Here is a 25,337-nt window from a genome sequence, read left to right on the forward strand (position 1 = left end):
AGCTCTGCATTTTTCGTGCGCTGCGGAAACGTGAGTGCGCCGGGCCACAATCCCCCCTGCATCTGTGGGGGTTTTCGGGAAAGGAAATGGGCGCGATTGTCGGTGCCTGATGAAATCCACACTCCTGTCTGTCGTTCTTTTCGCCACCGCGCTGCCAGCCTTCGCGGAGGACTCCACTACTTCGAAAACCTCCACTGAAGCAGCCGCTTCGCTGTCGAAGGAGTCGGAAGACTCCGAAAATGAGGAAGAGGCCAAGAAGGCTGAAGAAATGAAGAAGGAGGAAGAGTCGAAGCGAGAGGAGTCGGAGGAATCCAAGAAAGCTGACGAAGCGAAGAGGGCCGAAGAGGCCAAGAGGGCTGAAGCCGCCAAGATCGCAGCCACGAAGGCGGCGGATGACGCGAGGAAGGCCGAAGTCGCCAAGACGGCTGCGGCGAAAGCTGCGGATGAAGCCAGGACTGCGGCAGCGAAGGCGGCCGAAGATTCCAGAAAGGCCGAGGAGGCCAAGACTGCCTCCACAAAGGCGGCGGATGAGGCCAGGAATGTGGCCGCGAAGTCTGCGGATGAAGCTAAAAACGCGGCATCGAGGGCCGAGGATGAAGCCAAGAAAGCCGAAGAAGCCAGGATCGAAGCAGAGAAGGACCCGAAAGACACCAGGAAGGCGGATGAAGCCAAGGTGGCAGCCACAAGGGCGGCGGATGACGCCAGGATGGCCGAAGCCGCCAAGGGGGCAGCCACGAAGGCGGCGGATGATTCGAAGCGGGCCGAAGAAGCCAGAATGACGGCCACGAAGGTGGCGGATGACGCCAAGACGGCGGCAGCACGGGCTGAGGACAGCGCCAAGGAAGCCGAAGAGGTGATGTTTGCCGCAACGAGGGCTGCGGATGACGCCCAGAAGACGGCGGACTCGACGATGGCGGTTTTCCTGGCGGCTGCGGGCGCAGGCTGGACTTCGGGTGCTGGCACGGCGGCTGACGCGACCCTGGCCACCTCGGCGGTGGGTGCGGCTCCGGGCGCACCGGCTCCTCCGGTGGCGCTGCTGGCGGCCTTTGCCGGCGTGCTGGGCCTGCGCCAGGTGCGCACGCGACTGCGCAAGGCGGCGTGATTTTGCTGCGGTGAGTTTTTAAGCTGATGTCACATTCTACTTTATTCTACCACATCATGACTTTTCGTTTTTCATCTGCCGGCGTTCGAACGGGCGTGGCGGCCGCAGTGGTGGCGGGTGCGGTGCACCTGGCGCAGTCGCGGGATGTGGTGGTGGACTTCACGCGCCCGCTGGTGCTGGGGACGCTGAGGTGGTTTGGCAATGAGGCGGTGGACTGCGGGGAGGAGCTGCGGGTGGGCAGGCTGCTGGTGCCGTGGACGCGGGACTGCGCGGGGATCAATCTGCTCTTCATCCTGCTGGCGCTGGCGGTGTGGGTGAACCGCAAGGAGAGCCGCGCGTGGCGCTTCTGGCTGTGCATGCTGGGCATGGTGCCGGCGGCGGCGGTGGCGAATGTGCTGCGGGTGCTGACGCTGCTGGCGTACCGCACGGTGGCGTATCCAGGGGTGGAGAGTCCGCAGACGCATTACTTCATCGGTTTCATCTGGCTGGTGCCGTTCATCTCGCTGATCACGCCGCGTGACGGGCGCGCGCTGCGGGCAGGGCTGATGGAGACGCTGCATGCGGCGGCGGTGGTGGCTCTGCTGGCGCCGATGGCGGGCACTCCGAATGCGCTGCTGCTGACGCTGGCGGCGGTGGTGGGCCTGGCGCAGTGCCGTGTGCGCGATGATGCGGCGCGCGCGCGTGCGTGGCCGCTGGCGGCATGGGTGACGGCGGGCGCGGGAATCGCGGTGGTGGGCATGGAATCTTTCTGGCTGCCGTGGCTGCTGCTGTGCCCGCTGCTGGTGCAGCCGCGCTGGATTGTGAGCGTGCCGGGCCTGGCCTGCGTGGCGTGCACGAATTCGCTGGTGGTGATGCAGCCGTGGTCCTGGGCCGTGGCCGCCGCTGGCGTGGCCTGGGTGATGTTTTTCGGCGAGGGCGCGGAGGAGACTGCGAAGGCGGCTGCGAGCGCCAAAGCTGCTGCGGGTGACCTACAGGCTGCCGATGACAGGGTGGCTGCGACCGAAATGGAGACTGCGGATGACAAGGCGGCGGCGAGTGACCTGAAGGATAAGTCCGCTGTGCCTCATACGACTTTTGAGCGTGCCGCTGCGAATGCAGATGCCGCTCTGCGCAATGAATCTGCGGCCGCAAGCAGACATGATGCCGCTGCGCGCAGTGCGGCTGAGGTGGCTGCTCAAAAGGCGGATGCCTGCGCTGCTGATGAAGCCGCCGCCGCAAGTGGGCATGACGCCGCTGTTTTGACTGCGGATGCCAACGCTGCTGCGCCACGGACACCTGGGGGCGTGATGAGGCCACGGCGGCTGGGCTGGGCGGTGCAGGTGGCCTTTTATGCCTGCCTCACCTTCCCTTTCCTGGCGTCCACGCTGCTGGCGATCGGTCAGACGAGCTGGGAGCCGCCGGCGGGCGTGATGTCGCGGTGCATCTCGCCGAACTGCTTTGAGGTGCGTCTGCACGGTCAGCCCAAGGAGATCGGGCTGGCGTGCTACAGCTCCGCGAGCCGCGACCGGCACCACACGCTGGAGGTGTGCCTGAAGTACCGGGGCATCGAGCTCAGCGCGGTGGAAAACTGCCCGCAGGTGATGACGGACGGCAAGCACTGGTTTCGCGAATTCTTCATGCAGGACGGCCACATGCTGGCGGACTACCCATCCTACGTGCGCAGCACCTTCTGCCCGTGGAGAGACCCGGGAGTGCACCTGATCTTTGTCTCCGCCAACGAGGCGCACAGCGCCGCCGAATTCAACACGGCCTGCGAGGCGCTGGCGCAGCGGTTTTTTGAGGAGTGTGCAGGCGACACGGATGCGCGGGTGGCGGTGGTGAAGGAGTGATACCACAGACATTTGAAAACGAGTCTGAGCATCGTCAAAGGCAGGCGGCTGGTGTCGTAGGACGGTTGTGGCGACAGCCCGCCCGTCTGTGAGCGTACTGCAAACACTCCGGCTTGCGAATGCCCTCGCAGTCGGGCGGTTTGGCGAACAAGGCGGTGGAAGATGGCATGGTTTCGACGCCAAACACACCCAACCTACACCCGGGCGCCGCGCTGCCCGCCTGTTCGAGAACAGGTCTGCTGAGACCGGATGACAAACCTGATTTCAACAGATCATGGCATGAGTAGAGCGGGCGAAGCCAAGTTGTCCAGTTACGCCGTAACGGGAGTGTCGGCGAATTTTTGGAGAATGGCCCCGGTTATTTCGACCCCAGAATACGCTGCCAGATTTTCATCAAGCTGCAGGAATTGCGGCCAGAATATTCTGCGTATGCTCCACCTCCCGCTGCCGGTCCAACTGCTGAAACCCGGCCAGCGAGCGTTGCAGGATTTTCCACCCTTCCTCCCTCTGCCCGGCGGCGCAGAGGAGTTGACCCAAATCCAGGCCCACAAAGCAGATGCCGTCCAGGCGGCCCAGTTGGAGATTGATGGTATAAGACTCGGTCAGCTTCTCATAGGCGGCCTTCCATTGCTGCTGCTGCATTTCGATCTTTGCTACTGACCAAAGAGTTTGGGCCTTTTCACTGAGGTCGCCCAAGAACTCGAAGATACCGAGTTGTTCCTCGTGCAGCTTGAGTGCGGCATCCACCTCACCCTTGGCCGCGCGAATGCTCGCGATGTCCCCCAGCGTGACCGCGCGCGAGCGCTTGTCGCCCAAGTCTTCGTAAACGGCCAGCGCCTCCTCCTCCAGCTTGAGTGCGGCGTCCACCTCACCCTTGGCCGCGCGAATGCGCGCGATGTCCCCCAGCGTGACCGCGCGCGAGCGCTTGTCGCCCAAGTCTTCGTAAACGGCCAACTCCTCCTCGTGCAGCTTGAGGGCAGCGTCCACCTCACCCTTGGCCGCGCGAATGCGTGCGATGCCCCCCAGCGTGACCGCGCGCGAGCGCTTGTCGCCCAAGTCTTCGTAAACGGCCAGTCTTTCCTCGTGCAGCTTGAGGGCGGCGTCCACCTCACCCTTGGCCGCGCGAATGCGTGCGATGTCCCCCAGCGTGACCGCGCGCGAGCGCTTGTCTCCCGAGGCTTCGTAAACAGCCAGTTCCTCTTGGTGCAGCTTGAGGGCAGCGTCCACCTCCCCCTTATCCGCGCGAATGCGCGCGACCTCTCCCAAGACCACCGCACGATTTTTCTCTGTTGTGGCGAAGCGGCGGGCCTCTTCAAAGTAAGCCAAGGACTGCTCGATTTCACCAAGTTGCTGCAAGGCTCTGGCGTGAGCAAGTGACAAGGCACCTCGGTCAAAGTCTGACACGACAGCCCCCTCTCGCAGCAGGTCGAAAGCACGCTCACGGTACTGCGCGGCTTGCGCGACCTCTCCCACTTGTTCCACGCTTTCAGCCGCCACGTGCAGCAGGCGCACCGAGGCGGGCACGCCTGCCGCATCCAAAACGGACATAATTTCCTGGGCCCAGACCGCCGCTACTCGATATTCAAACTGATGATCCAAAGCTCGCAGCGCATCAACTCCAGAACAGGCCAGCACGCGGGGTTCTGGAGCCTGCAGGGCTAGTCGGGTGAGTTCCAGGTCCTGGGAATACTGACGCTGGTCGGCCTCAGCCTCCGCGCCCCAGGCCTCAAAGAGAGGCAGGCTGGCGGTGGCGGCGTGCTGGCGCTGCTCATCAGGTGTGAGATCGTCCACGATAGGGCGCACCAAGGCATTGACGGCGAGGGCGCGCTGCTGGGGATCGTGCAGGTCTTCGTAGGCTTCCCAAAGGCCGAGTTCCAGCAAGCGGGCGATGGCATGCTGGTCGCTGCCGATGGCGGGAGAATGCGCCAGAGCTGCCATGACGGCCACGGGCACGGGAAGACGGAAGAGGGTGGAGGCGCGCAGCAGGTTGCGCACGGGCGGGGTGAGGAGGTGCAGCAGGCCGGTGATGGCGAGGTTTTCGAGGAACTGGCGCAGCCGGTCGGCATCGGGCTCGTGGCCGGTGGCGCTGTAGGCGGCCATCTGCGCGAGGCAGGTGTCGCAGGCGGCGGGGTCATCGAGGCAGAGGCTGAAGAGGAGATCCTGCAGGCCAGGATTTCCCAGGGCGGCGGCCATGATGGGGCCGAGGCGCTTGTGCAACTCGGGCAGATTTTTGGTATGCTGCTTGGAGAGGTGGGTCTGCTGGCGCAGGCGGGCGAAGGCCTGCTTGTGCGCCTCGCGGTCGGTCATACCATGAAGTGGTAGTTCGAGCAGGCGGTCGGTGAGTTCCCTGCCCTGGCTGTCTGGCAGGGTGAACTGGAAGCGGCTGGTGAAGAGCAGGCGGGAGTCGGTCTCGGCCTGCTGGAAGGCGTGGATGAGGGCGCGGGTGCTGTCCACAAACTCGGGCCTGACTTGATGCCGGGCATCGGGCTGGGGCAGCAGCGCCTGCTCAAAGTCATCCACAATGAGGAGCACGGGACGGTGTTTTTTGGCGGAGTCGGGCTGGCTGCAGGGGCCTGTGAGCAAGGCGTGGAGGGCCTGTCCCAGAGCGCTGGGGTCCTGCTCAACGCGGGGCAGGTACTCGGCCACGATGGCGGCGACTTCTGCCGTGCCGATGCGATCGCGCAAGGCGGTGAGAATGGCAGGGGCATCGTAGCGACCGAAGAGGACGACGACATCGTAGCTGTGCTCCAAGCGGCGGGCGACGCGAGCGGCGAGGCTGGATTTGCCCTGACGGCCCATGCCATGGATGATCACACCAGCGTGGCGGTCGGCGGTCGGGGCGCGGAACTCGCGCAGGATGGTTTGCACCTCCCGGCGGCGGCCAACGAACTCCAGATCTCCGGCCACGGGCACCTGGCTGCCTTTGACATCGAGGAAGGTCTTGGAGGCCTGCCCCTGCCCCGCGAGCCGACGCGGCCCGCCGGCGGTGGCCAGCACGCCGCCGCCCCGGGGCGCGAAATACAGGCGGGCGAGATGCCAGTGCCGGGCACGGGGGCTGCCATCGGTGGTTTCTTCCAAGCTAGCGTGCTCTGCCAGCGCCCGGCGTGCGTAGGCGAAGGCCTGGGGCAGTGCCACGCCCTCTGAGAGGTGGCTGAGAAGCAGGGAGCTGAACAAGGTGGCCTCATGGTCCAGCACGGAGGCGGCCCAGCCGAGGAGGGCCTGCGCGCCGGAGCGCACGAGGTCCTGCGCCAGGGAATTGAGCTTGGCATGAGCTTCTGCGGTCTCGCAGGCGGAGAGAAAGAGCAGGCGGGGCTGGTGGGCGGCAAGCTTCTGGATGAGCTGGTCGGCAGGGACAAAGGCCAGGTCTCCCACATCATCCTCCAGCAGGAGGCCGGGGGTGGGCTTCAGGGTGCCGTGGCAGGAGATCTGCACGACGTCGGGCTTTTCACGCGAGACGCAGGCGGCGAGGAGATCGAGCGTGCCGCTTTCCTCCACGACGAAGTCCAGGGGCATGGCTTGCGTGGCGTTGAGGATGGCGGTTTCCTCGGCCTCCCAGTTGAGATTGTCGGCGTTGCGCGGGGCGGCGGCCATGAAGACGACGCCGAGACGATGCTGCGAAGGCGGGGGCGGAGGCTGCGCGAGACCGATGCGGCGGATGACGGTGAGCACGACGTCTGCACGCAGGGCAAGGTGACGATCATGCCCCGGCAGTGCGAGCAATTCCCAGGGCGCGTCAAGAAAAGCACGGGCGATGTCCGTCTTGTCCATGCGGCCGATGCAGCACTCCAGAACCAGCGGAACGTGGGCGGCTTCGAGGAGGCGGGTGAAGCCGGAGCTGGCACTATCGAGCCATTTGCCCATTTCCTGCCCCAGAGCCAGCAGGGCCGGCGCGGTGGCGTCATCATGCTGGCTGGCGAGCAACAGGTGCCGGGAGGCCCACTGCTGAAACTGCTGCACATCGGCATCGGTCAGGGCGCGATCTTCGCGGACATTTGCGTCTGTGTACCGCAGCTCTAAGCGGCTGTCTTTGAGCGTGAGGGTGGCAAGACTGAAAAGCGGAGAGGGATTCATGGCCAAAGCGAACCTAAAAGATGCACGCGATATACCGATGGATCTTTAGGAGGCAACCTCTGGTCTATGAGGTGTCGCTTAAAACGCCAGAGTGAAACGCCGCGATACGGATGGAGCGCAGCGGGGACGCCTTCGCGGCGAATCCGGGCTACTTTGCCTGAACCGCTCAGGGCGGTGTGAGGAGCTGGGCGTCTTCGAGATTGAGCTGGAGCTGGCGGACGCCCTGGGGGGTGGTGATGATGTCGATGCGGGTGATGGTGCCGCTCATGGTGAGGGTGGCGCCGAGGCCGGCCTTGGCGATTTCTGCGGCATTGGCGGTGGGCATGTAAAGATGCACCCAGTGCTGCTGGAGGGCGGGGTATTTGCCGCTGAGGAGGCCGGGGGCGGCGCGGATTTGGAATCTCTCTGGGCTCTTGGGGAGCGCGGCGGCGGCTTCGGTCTTGAAGGTGAACTTGAAGGGCTTGCGCAGGGCGAGGGTGGAGAGGGCGGCATTCAGCGCGGGGATGGAGTCGGCGGCCAGCGGTGCGGTGCTGAGGGTGGCGCGCGAGGCTTCGGGGAGGGCATCGAGGATGCGGTCGAGCGGGTAGTCTGCGGTCTGGACTGGGGCAGCCGGCACGGGTGCGGGCACCGGTGTGGGCATGACGGCGGGAGCGGCGGGTTTGGCGCCGGGCTTTTCGGCGGTGGCTTTTTCGGCCGCGCCTTTGCCGTTGTTCATGACGGGGACGATGAGATCGACATTGAGCCGGGGATTGTCGATGGCGGTGAGTTCGGCGCGGTTGACCGTGCCGGTGACGGTGATTTCATCGCCGAGGCGGATCTTGGGGATGAGGCCCTGGGGATCGGTGTGGACCATGACCCAGGAGAAGACGAGGAGGGTGTCGCCACCGCGTTTGAAATTTTCCTCCACGCCGAGACGCCAGCCGACGAGGTTCTCATTGCGAAAGGAGTAGGGGTCGAGCTTGGTGACTTTGCCACGGTAGGTGCCGACTTTGCCAACTTCCTTGGTCTCGATCTGCCGGGTGATGCTGAGGGCGACCTCGGCTTTTTTGTCGCTCCAGAGTTTCAGCATCTCCTTGGCGGGGATGTCCTTGAGCATGTCCTTGAAGGCGCGCACGCCGCCGGCGTTTTGCGCACGGGCGTCATGCAGCATGAGCAGCGGAGCGAGGAGGACGAGAAGGAGGCGGGCCGGTTGCTTCATGCGGGTGTACTAGGTGGGAAACACGTACGCACAACGCGTATCGCCAGAATGATTGATGGTTCGTTTTCCTAGCGCACGCTGTTTCAGTGGCGGCTGCGCGGCAAGCAGGCAAGGGTGTGCGCGGCTTCTTAAAGGAAACCGGTCACGCGTGTCCCCTGCCCTGGGCCTGCCTGGAACTTCACAGTCCGCCGAACCAGCGTTCGATGGTCTTGTCCTTGGCAAGAGAGGCAGTGAGGACCAGGAAGAGGCCAAACAGGCCGACAAATAAGCGCGGTAATAGATCAAGCTCGATAGGAGTCATTGCTGATCCTAAAGTAAACATGGAACCAATCGCGCCTCCTAATGTTCGTAGTATAATCACGCTTATAGGATGAGCCCTAAATTCAAATTTATCAATACAAATTTCTTACAATATTGAATAAGTGTTGAAATCTTCTCTGGGTGAATGATTTAAGCGTGAACGAGTATTAAGGCGCTGTGGCGGTGGGCGCGATTGAATCCTGCTGAAGCAGGCGGATGCTGCGTGTTGGGGGGATCTGGCCGGGGAAATTTTAGACGCTGTGAGGGAGCGAGGACTGGCGTTTCAGCGGGTGAGCGGGCGATGCTGCTGTTCCGGTATTGAGCGCGGCTTTTCCTGAGGCCGCTGCGGTGGCATTCGCGCTGCTTGCTCGTGCTGCGCTGCCTCAGAGCAGTCGGGGATCAAACGAGAAGGGCACGGGCTTGCCGATGACGATTTTCTTGAAGTCGGGGTGCGCGGGATTGAGGAGGTAGTTGGGCTCGCCGGGGATGATGGCGCTGGGGAGCTCCAGCACGGCGGAGCGGGCTTCTTTGGCCCAGAGATCTCCCAGCGCACGGGTGGAAGGAGGGGCTGGCGAGAGCGCCCAGCCGGGGGGCAATGCGGTGACTTTTTCCACGAGCGCGGCCTCGAACTCGAGCGGGATGGCGGCGTAGGTGAAGATGACGGGCGGATTGAGATGCACGAGGGACTCCAGCGCGGCCAGCGCCTGGGTGCTGCTGGTGTACACGAGGCTGACGCCGGGGGAATTCCACCGGCCGCCGTAGAGCCGCGCGCCTTCGCCGCTGAAGGCGGTGGCGGCGTGCTTTGCTTTCACGATGCGCCAGGCCTGCAGCTTCATGAGTACACGCTGTATTCAATGCGGCCGAGGAGATCCTCCACTTCACGGGCGCCGACCTCTGTCTCTGCGTACTCCAGCGGCACCGCACCACCGAGGCCGCGCTGCGCGGAGGTGAGCCATGCACGTGCATTCTCCACGGACTCCATGACCTCCACGGCCTTGCCCATGAGCCGGGCAAAGCGCACGACGCGATCTGATTCTGCGGGATCCAGCCTGCCTGCCGCCATGCGCCGGTGCAGCGTGGCCTTGGAGATGCCGAGCATGGGCACGAGCCTTTCCATGGAGACGTCCAGGCAGCTGCGCAAATCATCCAACTCCTGCACGGGAAGCCCGATCTTGAGGGACTGGATGAGCCGGGCCGTGGTGAACTCAAACGGTGCATGCCTGCCTGCAGCGCCATGCGCCAGGTAAGCCACGATGCCGCCGCCGACTTTCCGCGCACCCACGCCGCCTTCTGCGCGGGCGTGATACACGGGGGCGATCTCTTGGACGAGGGTGGAGTCTTTTTTCATTTGATACTTATTTATGTATCATTTGACACCAAAGTCAATCACGTTTTTGAGGCACCACAGGGGCCTTGCCTTCTGGCGGCGGAAGGGGGCAGCATGGCCTCACGGTTGTGGTGCATCCACTGGTACTCGGATGATGTGGGATCGGGAGCTTGGGGTGAAAATGCAGGGGGTTTGAACCGCTGATGAGACGCTGACTTGACGCTAATACTGAGCCGAGCGAAGCGAGTCAGACGACCGCAGGGAGCCCGAAGGGGGCGCGAAGCGAATCAATCCGGAATCCGTCATTTCTGACTTCAACTATCAGCGTCTTGTGAGCTTCACGTCAGCGGTCAGGGATCTTGGTTCGGCAGATGGATCCTGCATGCGCAATCCACGCTTTGACTCTGATTCAGGCTCTCTGCTCCCTCTGCCTCTTTGCTTCTCTGCGGCAAAGACGAGCGTCCCTGCCGTGGGCTAGCAAACAGCGGGCGCAGGCGGGTTTCCCCTGCCCTGCCTCCGACGGTCTAGGCGCGGTGGGCTGGAATGAGGGCTGGTGTTTTTCCCGCCGGTCAGGTAAAAGGAGCATCACTTATGAACGGCTTGTACCTGGCTTCATCCATGGCGGCGGCGGTGTATCTGCTGTGGGTCATTGTGTGGATGAAATCGCGGGTGTGCCTCCCGGCGCTGGTGCTCGCCTTGATGCTGGCGGTGCATGTCTCGCGCATCCTGGGGGTGATTGTCACCCACAAGACGTGCGATGCGTGGGACGTGGCTTTCAATGCGGCCTACGCGGCGCTGGCTTTCGTGGTCGTCTGGGTCTTCAAAAAGCAGCAGCGCATTTGATTCAAGCTGGTGGGGCGCGTCGTGGAGTGCGTGAGGTGGATGATTCTGCAACGCAAGGCGGGCGCGCTGCGGGCCGCCGTGTTGTTGCCTGACCCCTATTGCGGCCAGCAGATCCTGCGGGGCGGCGGTTCATTGTAGGGTTTCACCCCATGGTGAAGGCCGCGCGGGCTTTGTAGCATCCGAGGGTAAGCAACGGGGATCGCCCCCGAAGCCGGCCCTGAATCAGCACTCTCCGCACATGAACACATTCGCCCCCACTCTTGCCAGGAACAACGCAACACAGCAGTCTTTGGCTCCCTCTTTCAGCCCTGAAAGCCCGCAGCCGCCTGACGAAGAACTCATGGCCGCCATCCAGCGGCGCGATGCCTCGGCGCTGGAAACGCTGATCGAGCGCCACCGCCGCATGCTCAAGAGCGCCATCCTGCGCACGGTCGCGGATGAGGCGGGTGCAGACGATGTTTTGCAGGAGTGCTTTCTCTGCCTCTGGCGCCAGGCCCACCATTACTCCCCCGACAAAGGCCGCGCGCTGGCCTGGCTGACGACGCTGTGCAAGCGCCGCGCGATCGACCACGTGCGCCGCTCCATGGCCTACTGCCGCGCCGTGGGCCGCATGGAGGAAGAAGTCCAGCAGACCGAGTCCTACTCCCAGGGCCGTGCGGATGAATGCGTGCAGGCAGATCTGGGCCGCGTGCTGGGAGAGCACCTGACGCTGCTGCCCGTGGCGCAGAAAAAAGTCATCGAGCTGGCCTTCCTCCAGGGCATGAGCCAGCGCGAGGTGGCCCACACCATGCAGACGCCGCTGGGCACCGTGAAAACCCGCATGGAGCTCGGATTGAAACGGCTGCGCCAGGTCTTCCGCACACGCAATGCCATCCACAGCCTGCAGGCGGCGTGATGAGACTGGCGGATGCCTGCCGTCCGCCGCGCTCATGCAAGCCCCTCCCCTCACCCGCCCGACGCCCTCGATCCACCTCATTTTTCCTCCCGCACGGCCCGTCCGCTGCACCCTCATTTTTTCACAGTCACCCCGCATCCAAACACACACCCACCACCTACTACCATGAAACCTTATCTCCTCCTCGCCCTCGCCCCTTTTCTCCTGATCGCCTGTGACGCACGGGTCAACACCTCCGCCCCCGGTCCGGACAAAGTGATCGAGAAAAACACCACCATCGTCACCCCGGCAGCGGAGAAGACCGTGGAAAAAACCACCGTCGTCACTCCCACCGCCGAGAAGACCACCACGACCACCACCGAAACCAAGAAATAAATCGTCCACCTCCATGAAACACCACCCACTCTTTTACGGCTGCCTCGCCGCAGCCGCCTTCACCACCCTCTCCAGCTGCGACACGATGGACGACGACGATGACCGCCGCCCGCCGCCCACCACGATCACCACCACGGAAGAAACAACGACCACCCGGATGCCCATGTCCCAGGTCCCCGTTTCCAGCACGACGGAGACCACCACCACCCGCTCTTACTGAGCGCCGTCCGTCGCTTTGGGCCGGGTTGTCTTCCTCTGGAGGCATCCCGGCCTTTTGCTGGGCGCATTCCGTGGTATTTACTGGTAGCGTCAGGCGGTGTGGATGGGTGCAGCGGGGAATGGCGCGGATGCCAGAGAAGGCATCGCGGGATCAAGTGCCGAAGATCAAAGCGTCCAGGAGCGCGGACTTCAGTCCGCAGCACTCCGCGAAGACACATGGCTCCGCACCTCCCTCGAGTTCGCTGCACCGCATGCACGCCGAATTCCGAAACGGCCCTCCGCCCCTCGCTTTCACGTGCCGAAACACCCGCGTTTGCGAACTTCCACCTGCAGCGACATGCGCTTATTGAGACTTGCTCAATAGACTGACGCACTTGTCTTGAAGGCCAACGGCCTTCCGTCATACAGCCCAGGGGTGCCGAGCATTAGCGAGTGCTCCCCTGGGTTCTGGCAGCCAGGCTGGGAAGCAAACCCAGCACTCCGCCACACTTCAAGCCTGCCAGCAGCGTCTGCAATGAGCCCCGCAGCAAGTTTGCCGCATTCAGGCACCGAGTCCACTTCCACCAGGAACGCTCTTCTTGTCAGTCAATTGCGCAAGGCTCAATAGTGAAAGCGACCTGCTGCGGACTGGAAGTCCGCGCTCCGGGGGCGCTCTTACTGAGCGCCGTCCGTCGCTTTGGGCCGGGTTGTCTCCCCTGGAGGCATCCCGGCCTTTTGCTGGGGGTGTGCCGTGGTATTTAGTGGTAGCGTCAGGCGGTGTGGATGGGTGCAGCGGGGAATGGCGCGGATGCCAGAGAAGGCATCGCGGGATCAAGTGCCGAAGATCAAAGCGTCCAGGAGCGCGGACTTCAGTCCGCAGCACTCCGCGAAGACACATGGCCCCGCACCTCCCTCGAGTTCGCTGCACCGCATGCACGCCGAATTCCGAAACGTCCCTCCGCCCCTCGCTTTCACGTGCCGAAACACCCGTGTTTGCGAAATTCCACCTGCAGCGACATGCGCTGAGTGAAAGCGACCTGCTGCGGACTGGAAGTCCGCGCTCCGGGGGCGCTGTGGCCTGAGGCGCTCTAACCACCCGCTCTTACTGAGCGCCGTCCGTCGCTTTGGGCCGGGTTGTCTCCCCTGGAGGCACCCCGGCCCTTTGCTGGGCGCATGCCGTGGTATTTGGTGGTATCGTTCGGCCGAGGGTGTGTGATGGGTGCAGCGGCGGGTGGATGACAATGCCAGGCATGAATGCCCCAAGGTCGGGTTACACCCCATCGCTATTCGTCTCCCGCTGGCACAGAGTGGTGGCATGCGGATCCGCGAAAATTCCGGCCGCAGAACCACCCACACCCAACCCACACGACCATGACAACACTCGAAATCAAAGGCGACTGGAACATCATCAAGGGCAAGCTGAAGCAGAAATGGGCCACGCTCACCGATGACGATCTCCAGTTCATCGAAGGCAAGCAGGATGAACTGGTGGGCCGCATCCAGAAGCGCACGGGTGAAACCCGTGAAGCCGTGGAACAGGCCATCAAGGGCACCTCATCCAGCTGCTGCAATTGAGCGCGCAGCACAGAGCAAACACATGAAACCAGAGCCACCAGCAGCCGAAAAGAAACTCGGCACCGATCTGAAGACGTTTGAACAACTTCCCGCCAAGACCAAGGAATTGGAACTGCTGCAGGATCAAGCGGAGAAGACGGCCGGTCCGGAACACACCGCCCTGCATCAAAAGATACGGGACAAATCCAGCTAGGCACGGCATACCAGCGGATGCCACGCCGGCAGGCGGCGCCTGGGCCTGTGCACCTCACGGCCCAGGCAAAGCCCCCTGCCCGCACGTGCCCGGTGCCAGCGGGACTCGACGTCCTCCCAAGGAAAGAAAAACATCCACTTCTTCAAGGGGCCGGCCCCACGCGGGTGTTTCACCCGATGGCCGCCTGATGTCATTGCGTCCTCCCTTCAAACCAAAGTTTCTCATGAAATCCATCCTCATCCTCCTCTCCAGCCTGTTCCTCGGTGCTGGCATCGCCTCTGCCATAGAAGGCGTTCCTGCCACCTACCCGCTCAACAAATGCGTCGTCTCAGATGAAGATCTTGGCGGCATGGGCAAACCCGTCAAAGTCACGCACGATGGCACGGACGTCTATCTGTGCTGCAAGTCCTGCCTGAAGGACTTCAACAAGAACCCTGCCGAGTATGTGGCGAAGGTGAAGGCGGCGCAGAAGAAGAAGTAATCGCGGCAGCGAACTGTTTGAAGAGCGTCCATCGCGGGATCGAGCACCGCAGATCAAAGCGTCCAGGAGCGCGGACTTCAGTCCGCAGCACTCCGCGAAGACACATGGCTCCGCACCTCCCTCGAGCTCGCAGCACCGCATGCACGCCGAATTCCGAAACGGCTCTCTGCCACTCGCTTTCACGTGCCGAAATCCTCGTGATTGCGAACTTCCACCTGCAGCGACATGCGCCGAGTGAAAGCGACCCGCTGCGGACTGGAAGTCCGCGCTCCGGGGGCGCTGTGGCCTGAGTCGCTCTATTATGCGATCCGCTCCTTCCCCGAATGCCATTCATGCCTGGCCTTCTATAAAACATCCCGCTTCCAATCATGCATTCCCCACGGGCTTGAAGCGACGAACTCAAAACAACTCACGGATCGCTCTTCCACCATCTGACAGAGGCACGGCGACGCCGTTGGGCCTTGCAAGGCGCTGGTTCTCGCTGAAGCCGAGTTTGCGGTAGATCGTTTCGGCGTAGTCGTAGGGCGTGTAGAGGGCATCGGTCACATCGCCGCCTTCGCGGTCGGTGGCGCCGATGACGGCACCGCCGGGACAACCCGCACCGGCAAAGGCGATGGACATCGCACGCGCCCAGTGATCCCGCCCGCCGTTCTTGTTCATGCGCGGGGTGCGGCCCATCTCGGTGACGAAGCACACGAGCGTTTCGGCCAGCAGGCCGCGTTCATGCATGTCTTCGATCAGCGCGCTGAAGGAGCGGTCCAGACTGGGCATCATCACCGGATGCGGCAGGCCGTAGCGCTCCTGATTGCTGCTGCCCTGCGGGCCGCCGCAGGGGCCGTTGTTGTAGATGCCTTCGTGGTGGTCCCAGTTCAGAAACACACCGCCCGGCTGGCCGATGCCGGGGCGCTTCACATGCTCCGGCGGCTGGATGCACGTGACGGTGACAAAGCGCACGCCGGACTCGATCAAACGCCGCCCGAGCAGGTAGCAGCTGCCGCGATGATCGCGCCCGTAGCGGTCGCGCGTTTTCTTGGACTCGCGCGAAAGATCAAACGCATGCTTCGCTTCGTCGCTCGTGAGCAGATCCAGCGCATGCTTGGTGTGCCCCTTCATCAACTGCCCTGCGGTCGATTGTGCGATGGCTCCTGCATCGAGCGATTCCAGCAGGCGGTAGCGCTCGAGCAGCCGCTCGCGCCCGAGCCCTGCCTGCAGTTCCAGGGAGCGCACCTTCCACGCGGGATCGCTGAGGTCTTCGCCGAGCTGTTTGGTGCCGAGCTTCCAAGGCGCGCGGCTCGCGGGCAGAAACCCGGTGCTGGTGATGGCATTGGGCATGTTGATGCCCGGGCAAAAGATGTAGCCTGGCATCTCGGGGCGATCCGTGCCCATGAGTTCCGTCACCACCGCGCCGATGTCGGGAAAGTCGAAGGCATTGGTGTTGCGGTAGCCTTTGAAGAATTCCTGGCAGCACTCCTTGTGCCCCGCCGTGGGCGCGGATGTCATCGAGCGCACAACGGCGAGCCGATGCGCCTGCTTGGCCGTGAGCGGCATGAGTTCGGAGAAATGCGTGCCCGGCACGCTCGTCGGGATCGGCTTGAACGGCGACCGGTGATCCAGCAGCGCGTCCGGCTTCGGATCAAACGAGTCCATCTGGCTGATGCCGCCCTCTTCATAGATGACCAGCACGCGCTTCGCCTGCCCTGCTTGAACGGCACCGCTCGCATTGCCCGCCCTCGCCTGCAAGGCCAGCCACTCAGGCAATCCCAGCCCGAGCACGCCCGCCGACATCGACTTCAAAAGCCGACGCCGATCAGGACAAAGCGCCGGAGCGCTGCGCTGCTGGAACCAGAGGTTCATGGTGTGAGTCCTACAGCGGCAGAGCGGGTGATGTTGCAAAACGGGGACGGATTCGTGGCGGGAAGGAAGCGGAAGGTGGAGGCGCGGGCGTGGGGGGAGGCCCTGTCATACGGTCATGAGGTCATAGGGAGACAGACATGTGGGCGCAGGATGAGAGCCGTGGAGATCATGAAGAAAGAGGCCGGGCATGAATGGCGCTTTGTTAAGGGCATGCATCATGGGTTTTGAAGTCTGGCCAGTCGATCAACGCGGCAGCGTCTTGGACTGCGGTGGCAGAGATGCACGGCGCAAGCCTGCATCGGCGACACCGCTTTCGCGAGGTGTGGCATGTTCTTCGGCCTTGGCACACCATCCGGCCTGCAAAAGCGGCGTCGCGCCCAGGCTTGCCGCACGCACTCCAAGACGCTGTCGCGTTCGCGTGAGCACTGGGCCTCAGAACACTGCCAGCAGCCTCTCCAAAAAATCACGATCTCCCCCCTTAACCAAGTGCCATTCAGGCCGGGCATGAATGGCGCACGCTTAAGACGGGGGCGTCTTTTGTGGGCCAACGGCCCGCAGGAGTCAGCCCAGGGCGCCGCGAGGAACGAGCAAGCCCTGGGTTTGGTGACAACGCGCCGCCTCGCCCAAGGCCGCGCTCTGAAGGAGCGCAGGAGAAGTGGCGAACGGTCTGCACCGTGCATGGCCGCTTCTCGCGTGTCGCACGCCCTCCCGCGCCCATTCAGGGCGCGCCCTTTGCGTGAGACGGTCGGTGTGCGCAGGTTCCCAGGGCAGCACTCGCCAAGGCTCGGCCCGCCCTGGGCTGACTCCTTCGCGCCGTTGGCGCGGCAGCAGGCTCGCGCGCCTCAGGGAAAGACCGTTTCTTCAGCGATGGCTGGCCTTAATTGAGTGCCATGCGTGGCAGGCATGAATGGCACTTGGATTCATGAAACTGCGATCCCCCCCTAGGCGGTCTTGCCCCGCTCCCGGAGAGCCGTAGCGAAGCGAAGACAGCCGAAGGCAAAGCACGGAAGGCAGCCGGTGGTGAAGCGAGAACCACCAGATCACGCGAACCCGCCCCCAAGATCAAGGGCGCAGGCCGGAGGTATGCGAGAGGCGTGCGCGGGCTCCTCGTTGGCGCTGCGCGGTTGAACGCTTCCTTCGCTAGAACACTCCGAAGCAGTAAAAAGAGAGCGTCACCAACGGCGGGGTAAAAGGAAATGAATCTGTCATGCTTGACACATTTCCCACTGACTCAATCCCTGCATGACCAAAACGGTGAGGCTGGGGCCCACTTGATAAACAGCCTCATCCTCGACGCCGGAGTTCATTGTAAATCTGCCATTTGCATCAATAAGGGCACCATCGTGGAAATCTTTGCGAGCGAGATCCCCACCAGATTAAACCAGAGTTGCGCAAAGCTTGATCTGTGGCACACTTTGGCACACAATCACCCATGCCAGCCGCAGCCATCCATCGCCGATCCGACCGTCTCGTTGCCCGCGTTACACCGGAAGACAAGGCTCTTTTGGAGCGTGCCGCAGGGCTGGAGGGATGTTCCGTGGCAGTTTTCGTCGTATCTCATGTTCGGGCGGCGGCTGAGGAAGTGGTTCAGCGCCACAATGTTGTCCGGCTGAACCAAGCTGAATCTCAGCGTTTTGTGAAAGCACTCACCAGCCCTCTCAAGCAACCCACCAAGCGGATGCGAGAGGCGTTGGCACTCCATCGCGCATCGGTCACCGAGCGTTGATCCATCCAGCCGCCTGTTTCATGGGCAAGAACATTCGATCAGCAGTCAGCGGCTGAAAACCAAAACTGGCATAAAACTGCCGGGCTTTGTCATCCTTCGGATCCGTGACGACCGCCCAGGATGCCACCTCTTGAGAAGCTGCAACCGAACGACGCAGCATGCTGGCCATCAGGAGCTCGCCAATATTTTGCCTCTTGAATCGAATATCGCGAGCAAGCCGGCCAAGCAGCGTCGAAGGAAGTTCTTCGTAACGCGGCAGCTTTTTGGTAAGAGCCTCCGGCAAAGCGGTACGAACCACCGTCGCCGCAGAAAGTGTATAGTAACCCGCTATCATACCAGGATCAGACTTCGGCACGATGACAAAGCACGCTGACGTTCCGGCATCCATCTCCTTGCGCGCCCGTGTGCGCAGGAAATCATTCAGTGCAGGGACTCCACAATCGAACTCATCCCGGCGATGGATCGCAGGGTTGAGAGTTTCGATGATGAAAGCTGGCTTCTGGGGTGTCATGGGTAATTTTTATTCTAGTCTCCTGGACATCAAAACCAAAGAAATTCCAGGTGTTACATCCACGGTTGACACAGATCCCGAGAATACTCACGGGTGAATGAGAAGCGCTTCAAAATCTCTGGATCGATGAGTGGGCCATCTTCACTCCAGAAGGTGGGGTGAATCGGTGTTTCTCCCCGGCGATGATGAAGATCATCCCCCTGCCCCCCCTTCACTTCCCCGGCTGCTTCAACTGCTTCGCCAGTCTCTCCCCCATCTGCGCGAAGCCTTGGTCATTCGGATGCACCGCAACCGCGTCAAACAGCTTGGGATCATGATCGATGAGATCAAGCCCTTCGATGAGGTGGAGGTTCGGGTCTTTGCGGGTGAGGACGATTTCGCGGGCGACCTGGCGGTAGGCTTCGAGGTCGGTGATCTGGGACTTGGGGCTCCAGGCGGGGGGCACCCAGAGGGAGGTGATGAAGTAGATGGGCACGGTGGGCTGCACGGCGCGGAGGGCATCGAAGAAGCCCGTCATGTTTTTGCGGTAGCGCTCCACGGGGCCGCCGCCCTGCCAGTCGTTCACGCCCATGAGCACGGTGATGACGTCGGCCTTGAGGGTTTTCAGGACGTGGGCATCGACCACGTTGGAGGCGCGGCCGCCGAGGCCGAGATTGATGAGCTGCCAGCCCCTGTTTTGAGCTACCAGATACGGGTAGGTTTTGTCGATGGCGCTGGCGGTGAAGCCGTGCGTGACGGAGTCGCCATAGGCGACGTAACGAACCGCGGGTGCGGCGGGCGGTGGCTGCATCTTCGCGGCGGCATTGACCGCCAGGCCCTGGAAATCGACGGCGTCGCCGTAGGGCAGGACGATCTCGTAATCGTGGAATCCGGGGGCGACGGCGGGCATCTGCACCTCCACGGTTTCGGGGGCGCGCTTGGGCGTGGTGGCCTTGGTGTGAAAGGTCCACGCGGGCTGGGTGGCGCCGTCGATGAGGTAGATGCCGTGGCTGTTGCGGGCGCTGGCGGAGATGTGGAGCTCATTGAAGTGGAGCAGCGCCTTGATGTGCGTGGCATCGGTGCGGAAGCGGATGCGCGCGCCGGGGTTGTCCCAGCGGTAGCCTTTGCCGGGGATGTCGAGCATGCGGTCAAAGCGCGCGATCTTGGGGGCGGACAAGAGATCCTCCTTCACGTACGGCACGAACTCCATGTGCACGTAGCCGGAGTAGCCGATGCTGGTATCATCTGCTGGGATGAAAGCCTGTGCTGTGCTTTGGGCCTGCTGCGCGGCCAGCGGCGCGCTGAGGAGGCTGAGGGAAACGAGGAGGCAGGTGCAGCGAAGAAGATGGCGCAGGGAGAAGCGGCTGCGGCGTGGCTGAGACGCGGGTGGCTGGGTGGTGGGCATGGTGTGCCGCAGACTGGCCTGCGCGGGTGGGACGTCAAATTTTTGAGAGAGAAGGGGGCTGCAAATAGTTAGCGGAGGATTGGTTGACGAAAGCGAATCAACAGAAAGAGCGCAGTGAAGGCGCAAGAGAAGCTTTCACCCCCTTTCCCGAGCTCTGAACAATTGACGGCACCACTCTCAGCTTTGTGCTAATTTTTTCATAACGTATATTTTTTAGCACATAATTGTTGTTCACCTCTCATTTTTGCGGTAGATTTTTTGTGCGAATACATGGAACTTTACAATACAATTAGCACAAAGCTCATTAGCCAATTACTCTTGAAACTTGTTGAGGAGGGGTTGGCAGGAAATACTCAACGCCTTGAGTTGCTTTCGTTAAATGCGGTCAGGGCTTTGAAATCCGAGGCACCGGACCTGGCTCAGGCATTGGGAACGCTAGTCGCTAAATTCGCTGGAAACAGCTCGGCATTGCGCCTGCGAGGGGCCAGTCCTCCACCAGCTGACGCGGATGCCGGTTTGGCACTGCTTCGAATACAGCCAGTAGATGACGCCAAGGAACCAGTGCTCGCCCAGTCAACACATTGTCAGATTGAGCGCTTTTTAATTGAGCGCATTGAGTGCGACAAATTGCTCAAGCAGGGCTTTACTCCACCAAGAAGCTTGTTGCTACAAGGCAGACCCGGAACAGGAAAAACGATGCTAGCGAAATGGATGGCTCACAAGCTCGGCTTGCCGCTTGTGGTCCTCGATCTCGCAACGTCAATTTCAAGCTTCCTAGGAAAAACCGGGTCGAATCTCCGTCGCAGCCTAGACTACGCTAGAGCAACACCATGCGTACTGCTGCTGGATGAATTCGACGCCATCGGCAAGAGGAGGGACGATTCCACCGAGGTTGGTGAATTGAAAAGGATCGTGAATGTTCTCCTCAAGGAGTTGGAAGATTGGCCGTTTCATTCAGTGCTTGTGGCCGCCACCAATCACCCCGAACTCCTCGATCCTGCCATCAACCGTCGATTTGATGTTGTGATCGAACTGTTGTTGCCCGGCCAAGCCGAGCGTTTAGCGATACTTGAACGAGCCTGTGGCCAGTTCACACCAAACTTTCCAGAGGGTTTCCTTGCAGCGATTTCTCGTTGTCTTGACGGCTGCAACGGTTCTGAGATCGACACGCTCTCTCAGTCAGTTGTCCGCCGCCATGTGATTGAAGGCAAAGAACTGGCCCTGCTTTTTACTGATGCCGTCGTTTCACGCAAACAGGGAATGCGGAAGGAAGAGTCCGCCTCGCTGAGCAGACTCCTCAAAGAAACAACCAACCTTACCGTCAGAGAAATCGGCCATGTTGTGGGGAAAAGCCCATCAGCAGTTCAATATCAACTAACCAAAAAGCGCAAGCCAAGGGGAAAGCAAAATGCCTGAACAACCAAGACGTTTGATCCTTGCCAATGGCGAGCTGTATTTGACCCAGATCGAAAAGCCAGGGCACGGCAGACCCGGAGAACTGCCGCGCACTTACGAGGATGCAAGATCTCTAGTGAAGAGTGAATTAACTGCGTCGTTGGAAAAATTCGCCTCTCTCCCCGAACGGAAACGTTACAACGATGAGGCTGTATTCTGCCTTCGTCTCCATCCCGACCGCATGGCGAAGACGTATGATCCCAAGGGGCTTTTCGCCACCGTCCGCGATCTGGAAAATGTAGGCTCTCGAAACTACAAGGTGGCAGCTCGGGATGTCGCACAAACTAAACGGATCAAGAAGCAGCTTGAATCGAGTATAGAGGAGGTCACTGGACGGTTGGTCTTCGTCCGCAGCAATGATGCAGGATTCAAGCGCCTGCTTCGAATCCTCGATCAACCGGAGAACCTATTACCTGAACCCTTTCGAACTGATATTCAGGGGATCGAGAGATTTGATTTGCTTCACCCAACTGAGCAACTCCAATTTCCAACAGACTGGGGTGGTGGCCGAGTCGAGCTCGTTTTACACCCCACGCTGCATTCGCAAGCTGAGCAGATGGATTTCCTGCGCAGCCTATTCGGCAGGAAGGATGCGCCAAAGTTTCGGGCTGCACCATATCCAAACGGCCCCACCTTCATTTCGTGTGTTCTGACGCAGGAGGCTCTCATTGCGGTCACCAACGCAAATCCGCTTCGGTCGGCCCACCCTTTGGTGCTTGGAGGCCTCGAAGATTTGAGAGCAGCTCCTCACCTTCCATCACCACCTCCGCCAATAAGTAATAAGCCATCAACAATCCGAGTAGGCATATTCGATGGCGGAATCGACACTTCACATCCACACCTGAAACACCACGCCGAGCAAGATGAACAACTATCCATCGACACGCCTCCAAACGCACATTGCATCGCCCATGGAACGGCAGTCGCTGGCACAGTTCTATACGGACCTCTCAACGACCGGCCGACCAAGGAGCCACTACCTACGCCTCATGTTTCTGTAGTCAGTGTTCGAACGCTTCCGACTTCGTCGGTCTCTGATCCCGACCTCTATGAGTGCATTGATGTCATCGAAAATGCCGTCCCTATAAGGAATGATGTGAAATTTTGGAACATCAGCTTTGGCCCTCGGGGCCCGATCATGGATGATTCCATTTCTCGATTTACATATGCACTGGATACGTTGGCGGTAGAGCACAAAGTCGGTTTCTGTGTTGCAGTCGGCAATGATGGGGATGCCGGAGAGGAATTGAACCGAATTCAGGCACCCTCCGACCTTGTAAATGGTCTTGGTATTGGCGCTCACACCATCATCAAAAACGCCATCACTCACGCGCCATATTCTTGTCAAGGTCCTGGACGTGAGTGCGGCAAAGTGAAACCAGACGTCACTGCATTCGGAGGCTGTGACTTGAATCCGATTCATCTGCTTTCATCCATAGCCCACCAAAAAGTCTTGAAGCAAGGCACTAGCTTTGCATCGCCGCAAGTGGCTTCACTTGCCGGGCAAGCATTTGGATACATTGATCGAGCATCTTCTTTGCTCGCCAGAGCGCTTGTGGTTCACACAGCGAAGCATCCGGCAGCCAAGCCAGACAATCAACTGGGCCATGGTGTGGTTGCCACAAACTTTAATGAACTGGTGCGGTGCGATACGAATCATGTTTCCGTTGTATTTCAGGGATCTTTACCTTCTACGCGTCATATTAAATTACCAATTATGCTTCCAGAAGGAGTCGTAACGTCTGGAATCGTGACTATTTCATGGACGATCGCGTGCCTGCCACCAGTCAATGCATCTCATCCAAGTGATTACACTTCTTTGTGCGTTGAGGACATATTCTACCCGGACAGCTTGGTTCATCGTTACACTCCGCCTAAGACCTTGATAGGTGCCAAGGAAAAGACCCTCAACTCAAAGCATGATGCTATTGAGATAAAACGATTGCTCGCAGAAAAGTGGAGGCGGTCCTCGCTTCCAGTTACGGCGTCCCCCAAATATCGAACCGAGGACCAACAACGATCTTCGGAGCAAAAGTGGGAACCGCTCGTGAAACGAGTAGTGAGAAAACAGGCGGACTCACTCAATTCACCGTTCCTGATTCTCCACGCCATACCTCGACAGGGAGCCGGAGACCGTTTGGACTTTGCAGCCGTTGTCAGCATCTCTGCCCCAAAGTTTGATGGTGATCTCTATGACATGACTCTTCGCAAGTATCCCGCCCTGCAACCAGTCCGCCTCCGTGCCGAAGCAGAGCTACGAGTTCAGATTCAATAGTTTTTCCATTGAGCCTCGAAGTGTTGCCAGGATAAGCCTTGTCATTTTAATCGCCGTATGGAGAGAAACTAGGTGAATGCGTAAAGTGGGAGGGATCAGGGCGATCCATCGCAAGGTGGGTTTGTATGAAGAGTGCGCCTGTGTCAATGACGGCGCTCACTTCTCAATCCGCACCCACAGATGCCCCAGCGCTTTCTCCCCACGGGCGTTCACATGCTCCACGCTGACGATGTAGTCGCCGGGCTGGGTGAAGGTGTGGTGGGTGATGGCGTAGCCGTCTTTGGCGAGGGCTTTGGCGTTGCCGTCGGAGGTGACGCTGACGGTGGGGGTGCCGTCGCCGAAGTTCCAGGTCTCGCCGCCGGCATCGCGGAAGGTGCGGACCTTGAAGGTGATCTCCTGGCCGGGCTTCAAATGGGTGGTGGGGTGGAAGCTGGGATGGATCGCGGGCGGGATGTTCACGAGGTCTGCGCCGATGACCTGCACGATGGCGAAGTCGTAGCTGGTGCTGCCTGCGGGGCCGGTGATTTTGAGGATCTCGCTGTAGCTGCCGGGCTGGGTGTAGGTGTGCTCAAACTTCGCGGTGCTGCTCTTCGTGCCGTCGGTGAGCGTCCATTCGTAACTCGCGATTTTTCCTGCGGCGGCCCATGACTTAGAGGCGTCGAGCGTGATCGTCTCGCCAGCGCGGATGAGGTGATGCGGACGCGCCACGGCGATGAGGGCGGGCTTGTTCTCGCGCACGTAGCTTTCCCACGCGAAGGCGTAGGCCTCCTGCGTGCCCCATTTGCCGGAGGGCTGGCGGCTCTTGATGCCAAAGTGCAGGTGCGACCACCCGCCGCTGGCGCCTTCTTTGCCCAGCAGGCCCATGCGCTGGCCCATCTTCACCCGCGTGCCGGGCTGGATGGCGTCATCGATGCTGTGGAAGTGGCTGTAGCGATAATACCAGCCTCTGGCATCGAGCACGTACACCACATCGTAACGCGGACGCACGGGCGTGAGGGAGTAGCCGTCCAGCGTCTTGTCGCGCGCGCTGACGACGAGGCCGTCTGTGGCGGCGACGACTTCCACGAGGCCTTCGCAGCCGCCGAAGTCGAGATCGTTGTGGTAGTAGATTTTTTTGCGGTCGGGCTTGTCGCCGCCGTCCACGTAGGTGGGCTCATTGGAGAACTGCGTGCTGGTGGCAAACCAGCGCTGCTTCAGCGGATAGACGAAGGTGCCGGGCTCGATCCACGCTGCGCCCGCAGGCCAGAGCCGCAGCCGCGCATCTTTCTCCAGCCCCCAGGAGTCCTCGCCGCTGCTGGCATTGTAGCCGCGCGTGATGGGGCAGTCGATCTGCACGCCGCCGACGCTTTGCGGCAGATGGTAATTGGCGCTGGTGAGCCAGGCCTCCGCGCCATTCACCTGCACTTTCACTTTGGCCTCGCGCACGGCTTTGGAAAGGGTGTCGGTCTTCTCCTGGAGATCGAGCAGTGTCACCTTCGCGGTGCTGCCGTCCGCGAGTTTCACCTCGGCGGCTTCGCCGATGCGCAGATCCACGGCGCGCAGGGCGGGCTGCTGCGTGGGCTCAGGCGGTGCGGCGTGCAGCTGGCAGAGGGCGGCGGCCATGAGGGCCAGTATTTGGTGCGATGTTTTCATGGAGGAGGTTCGTTCAACGGATCTCGCGCGGCAGATCCTGCATGCGCGGATGCAGGGCGGCGGCTTGCTCAGGGGCTTTCAAGCGCTTCGCGCCGAAGATGAGCTGAATAAAC

General features: G+C 61.2%; 22 protein-coding genes. 12 read left to right on the forward strand and 10 right to left on the reverse strand.

Going from position 1 to position 25,337, the window contains the following annotated elements:
- Positions 1 to 109 precede the first annotated feature (109 nt).
- Together AC24GY_RS24910 and AC24GY_RS24915 are read left to right on the forward strand one after the other, a co-directional pair.
- The gene (locus tag AC24GY_RS24910) at positions 110 to 1,102 is read left to right on the forward strand and encodes a PGAP-CTERM sorting domain-containing protein (RefSeq protein WP_487688501.1); all 993 of its coding nucleotides are present in this window, start codon (positions 110 to 112) and stop codon (positions 1,100 to 1,102) included.
- Positions 1,103 to 1,158: 56 nt separating this feature from the next.
- Positions 1,159 to 2,931, forward strand: a complete 1,773-nt coding sequence (locus tag AC24GY_RS24915) for an exosortase/archaeosortase family protein (protein ID WP_487688504.1) — start codon at positions 1,159 to 1,161, stop codon at positions 2,929 to 2,931.
- A gap of 393 nt (positions 2,932 to 3,324) precedes the next feature.
- On the opposite strand, the gene AC24GY_RS24920 is transcribed toward AC24GY_RS24915, so the two are convergent.
- The 5 genes from AC24GY_RS24920 to parS form a co-directional block, all read right to left on the reverse strand.
- A complete protein-coding gene (locus tag AC24GY_RS24920; protein ID WP_487688506.1) occupies positions 3,325 to 7,002 on the reverse strand; it encodes a tetratricopeptide repeat protein in 3,678 nt (1,225 codons plus the stop codon).
- A gap of 166 nt (positions 7,003 to 7,168) precedes the next feature.
- Positions 7,169 to 8,200, reverse strand: coding sequence for a hypothetical protein (locus AC24GY_RS24925; protein WP_487688509.1), 1,032 nt, complete (start codon positions 8,198 to 8,200; stop codon positions 7,169 to 7,171).
- A 178-nt stretch (positions 8,201 to 8,378) separates the two neighbouring features.
- Positions 8,379 to 8,501, reverse strand: a complete 123-nt coding sequence (locus AC24GY_RS24930; RefSeq protein ID WP_487688511.1) for a hypothetical protein — start codon at positions 8,499 to 8,501, stop codon at positions 8,379 to 8,381.
- A 382-nt stretch (positions 8,502 to 8,883) separates the two neighbouring features.
- Entirely contained in the window at positions 8,884 to 9,336 is a 453-nt protein-coding gene (locus tag AC24GY_RS24935; protein WP_487688513.1) for an RES family NAD+ phosphorylase, read from the reverse strand.
- The gene (gene parS, locus AC24GY_RS24940) at positions 9,333 to 9,848 is read right to left on the reverse strand and encodes a type II RES/Xre toxin-antitoxin system antitoxin (protein ID WP_487688515.1); all 516 of its coding nucleotides are present in this window, start codon (positions 9,846 to 9,848) and stop codon (positions 9,333 to 9,335) included. The genes AC24GY_RS24935 and parS overlap by 4 nt, the downstream gene beginning before the upstream one ends.
- Positions 9,849 to 10,418: 570 nt before the next feature.
- On the opposite strand from parS, the gene AC24GY_RS24945 reads away from it, so the two are divergent.
- The 7 genes from AC24GY_RS24945 to AC24GY_RS24975 all read left to right on the forward strand — a co-directional run bounded on the left by AC24GY_RS24945 (position 10,419) and on the right by AC24GY_RS24975 (position 14,387).
- Positions 10,419 to 10,670 (forward strand): hypothetical protein, encoded by a 252-nt coding sequence (locus AC24GY_RS24945; protein WP_487688517.1) that lies wholly within the window; start codon positions 10,419 to 10,421, stop codon positions 10,668 to 10,670.
- 238 nt (positions 10,671 to 10,908) lie between these two features.
- Positions 10,909 to 11,565, forward strand: coding sequence for an RNA polymerase sigma factor (locus tag AC24GY_RS24950; protein WP_487688519.1), 657 nt, complete (start codon positions 10,909 to 10,911; stop codon positions 11,563 to 11,565).
- Between the two features lie 165 nt (positions 11,566 to 11,730).
- Positions 11,731 to 11,940 carry a hypothetical protein gene (locus tag AC24GY_RS24955; protein ID WP_487688521.1) on the forward strand — a complete coding sequence of 70 codons (210 nt, stop codon included), beginning with the start codon at positions 11,731 to 11,733 and terminating at the stop codon, positions 11,938 to 11,940.
- A gap of 13 nt (positions 11,941 to 11,953) precedes the next feature.
- Positions 11,954 to 12,160, forward strand: a complete 207-nt coding sequence (locus tag AC24GY_RS24960) for a hypothetical protein (RefSeq protein WP_487688524.1) — start codon at positions 11,954 to 11,956, stop codon at positions 12,158 to 12,160.
- 1,349 nt (positions 12,161 to 13,509) lie between these two features.
- The gene (locus AC24GY_RS24965) at positions 13,510 to 13,713 is read left to right on the forward strand and encodes a CsbD family protein (protein WP_422321301.1); all 204 of its coding nucleotides are present in this window, start codon (positions 13,510 to 13,512) and stop codon (positions 13,711 to 13,713) included.
- A gap of 22 nt (positions 13,714 to 13,735) precedes the next feature.
- Positions 13,736 to 13,906, forward strand: coding sequence for a hypothetical protein (locus AC24GY_RS24970; RefSeq protein ID WP_422321300.1), 171 nt, complete (start codon positions 13,736 to 13,738; stop codon positions 13,904 to 13,906).
- A 223-nt stretch (positions 13,907 to 14,129) separates the two neighbouring features.
- On the forward strand, positions 14,130 to 14,387 hold the full coding sequence (locus AC24GY_RS24975; RefSeq protein ID WP_487688527.1) for a hypothetical protein: 258 nt from the start codon (positions 14,130 to 14,132) through the stop codon (positions 14,385 to 14,387).
- Between the two features lie 399 nt (positions 14,388 to 14,786).
- Here AC24GY_RS24975 and AC24GY_RS24980 read toward each other — a convergent pair whose 3' ends face one another.
- Both AC24GY_RS24980 and AC24GY_RS24985 read right to left on the reverse strand, forming a co-directional pair.
- The gene (locus AC24GY_RS24980) at positions 14,787 to 16,241 is read right to left on the reverse strand and encodes a DUF1501 domain-containing protein (protein WP_487688530.1); all 1,455 of its coding nucleotides are present in this window, start codon (positions 16,239 to 16,241) and stop codon (positions 14,787 to 14,789) included.
- Positions 16,242 to 16,484: 243 nt separating this feature from the next.
- Positions 16,485 to 16,667, reverse strand: a complete 183-nt coding sequence (locus AC24GY_RS24985; RefSeq protein ID WP_487688533.1) for a hypothetical protein — start codon at positions 16,665 to 16,667, stop codon at positions 16,485 to 16,487.
- A 1,006-nt stretch (positions 16,668 to 17,673) separates the two neighbouring features.
- On the opposite strand from AC24GY_RS24985, the gene AC24GY_RS24990 reads away from it, so the two are divergent.
- Positions 17,674 to 17,967, forward strand: a complete 294-nt coding sequence (locus AC24GY_RS24990) for a type II toxin-antitoxin system TacA family antitoxin (protein WP_487688535.1) — start codon at positions 17,674 to 17,676, stop codon at positions 17,965 to 17,967.
- Here the strand turns inward: AC24GY_RS24990 and AC24GY_RS24995 are convergent.
- Positions 17,954 to 18,478 carry a GNAT family N-acetyltransferase gene (locus AC24GY_RS24995; RefSeq protein ID WP_487688537.1) on the reverse strand — a complete coding sequence of 175 codons (525 nt, stop codon included), beginning with the start codon at positions 18,476 to 18,478 and terminating at the stop codon, positions 17,954 to 17,956. The genes AC24GY_RS24990 and AC24GY_RS24995 overlap by 14 nt on opposite strands.
- Before the next feature lie 211 nt (positions 18,479 to 18,689).
- A complete protein-coding gene (locus AC24GY_RS25000) occupies positions 18,690 to 19,862 on the reverse strand; it encodes an SGNH/GDSL hydrolase family protein (protein ID WP_487688540.1) in 1,173 nt (390 codons plus the stop codon).
- A gap of 270 nt (positions 19,863 to 20,132) precedes the next feature.
- Between AC24GY_RS25000 and AC24GY_RS25005 the strand changes: the two genes are divergently transcribed.
- Positions 20,133 to 21,278, forward strand: a complete 1,146-nt coding sequence (locus AC24GY_RS25005) for an AAA family ATPase (RefSeq protein ID WP_487688543.1) — start codon at positions 20,133 to 20,135, stop codon at positions 21,276 to 21,278.
- On the forward strand, positions 21,271 to 23,592 hold the full coding sequence (locus AC24GY_RS25010; protein ID WP_487688545.1) for a S8 family peptidase: 2,322 nt from the start codon (positions 21,271 to 21,273) through the stop codon (positions 23,590 to 23,592). The genes AC24GY_RS25005 and AC24GY_RS25010 overlap by 8 nt, the downstream gene beginning before the upstream one ends.
- A 156-nt stretch (positions 23,593 to 23,748) precedes the next feature.
- Here AC24GY_RS25010 and AC24GY_RS25015 read toward each other — a convergent pair whose 3' ends face one another.
- Complete coding sequence (locus AC24GY_RS25015; protein WP_487688548.1) at positions 23,749 to 25,224, reverse strand: PKD domain-containing protein; 1,476 nt, start codon at positions 25,222 to 25,224, stop codon at positions 23,749 to 23,751.
- Between the last annotated feature and the right edge of the window lie 113 nt (positions 25,225 to 25,337).

The organism is Prosthecobacter sp. Pr1 (assembly GCF_057652315.1).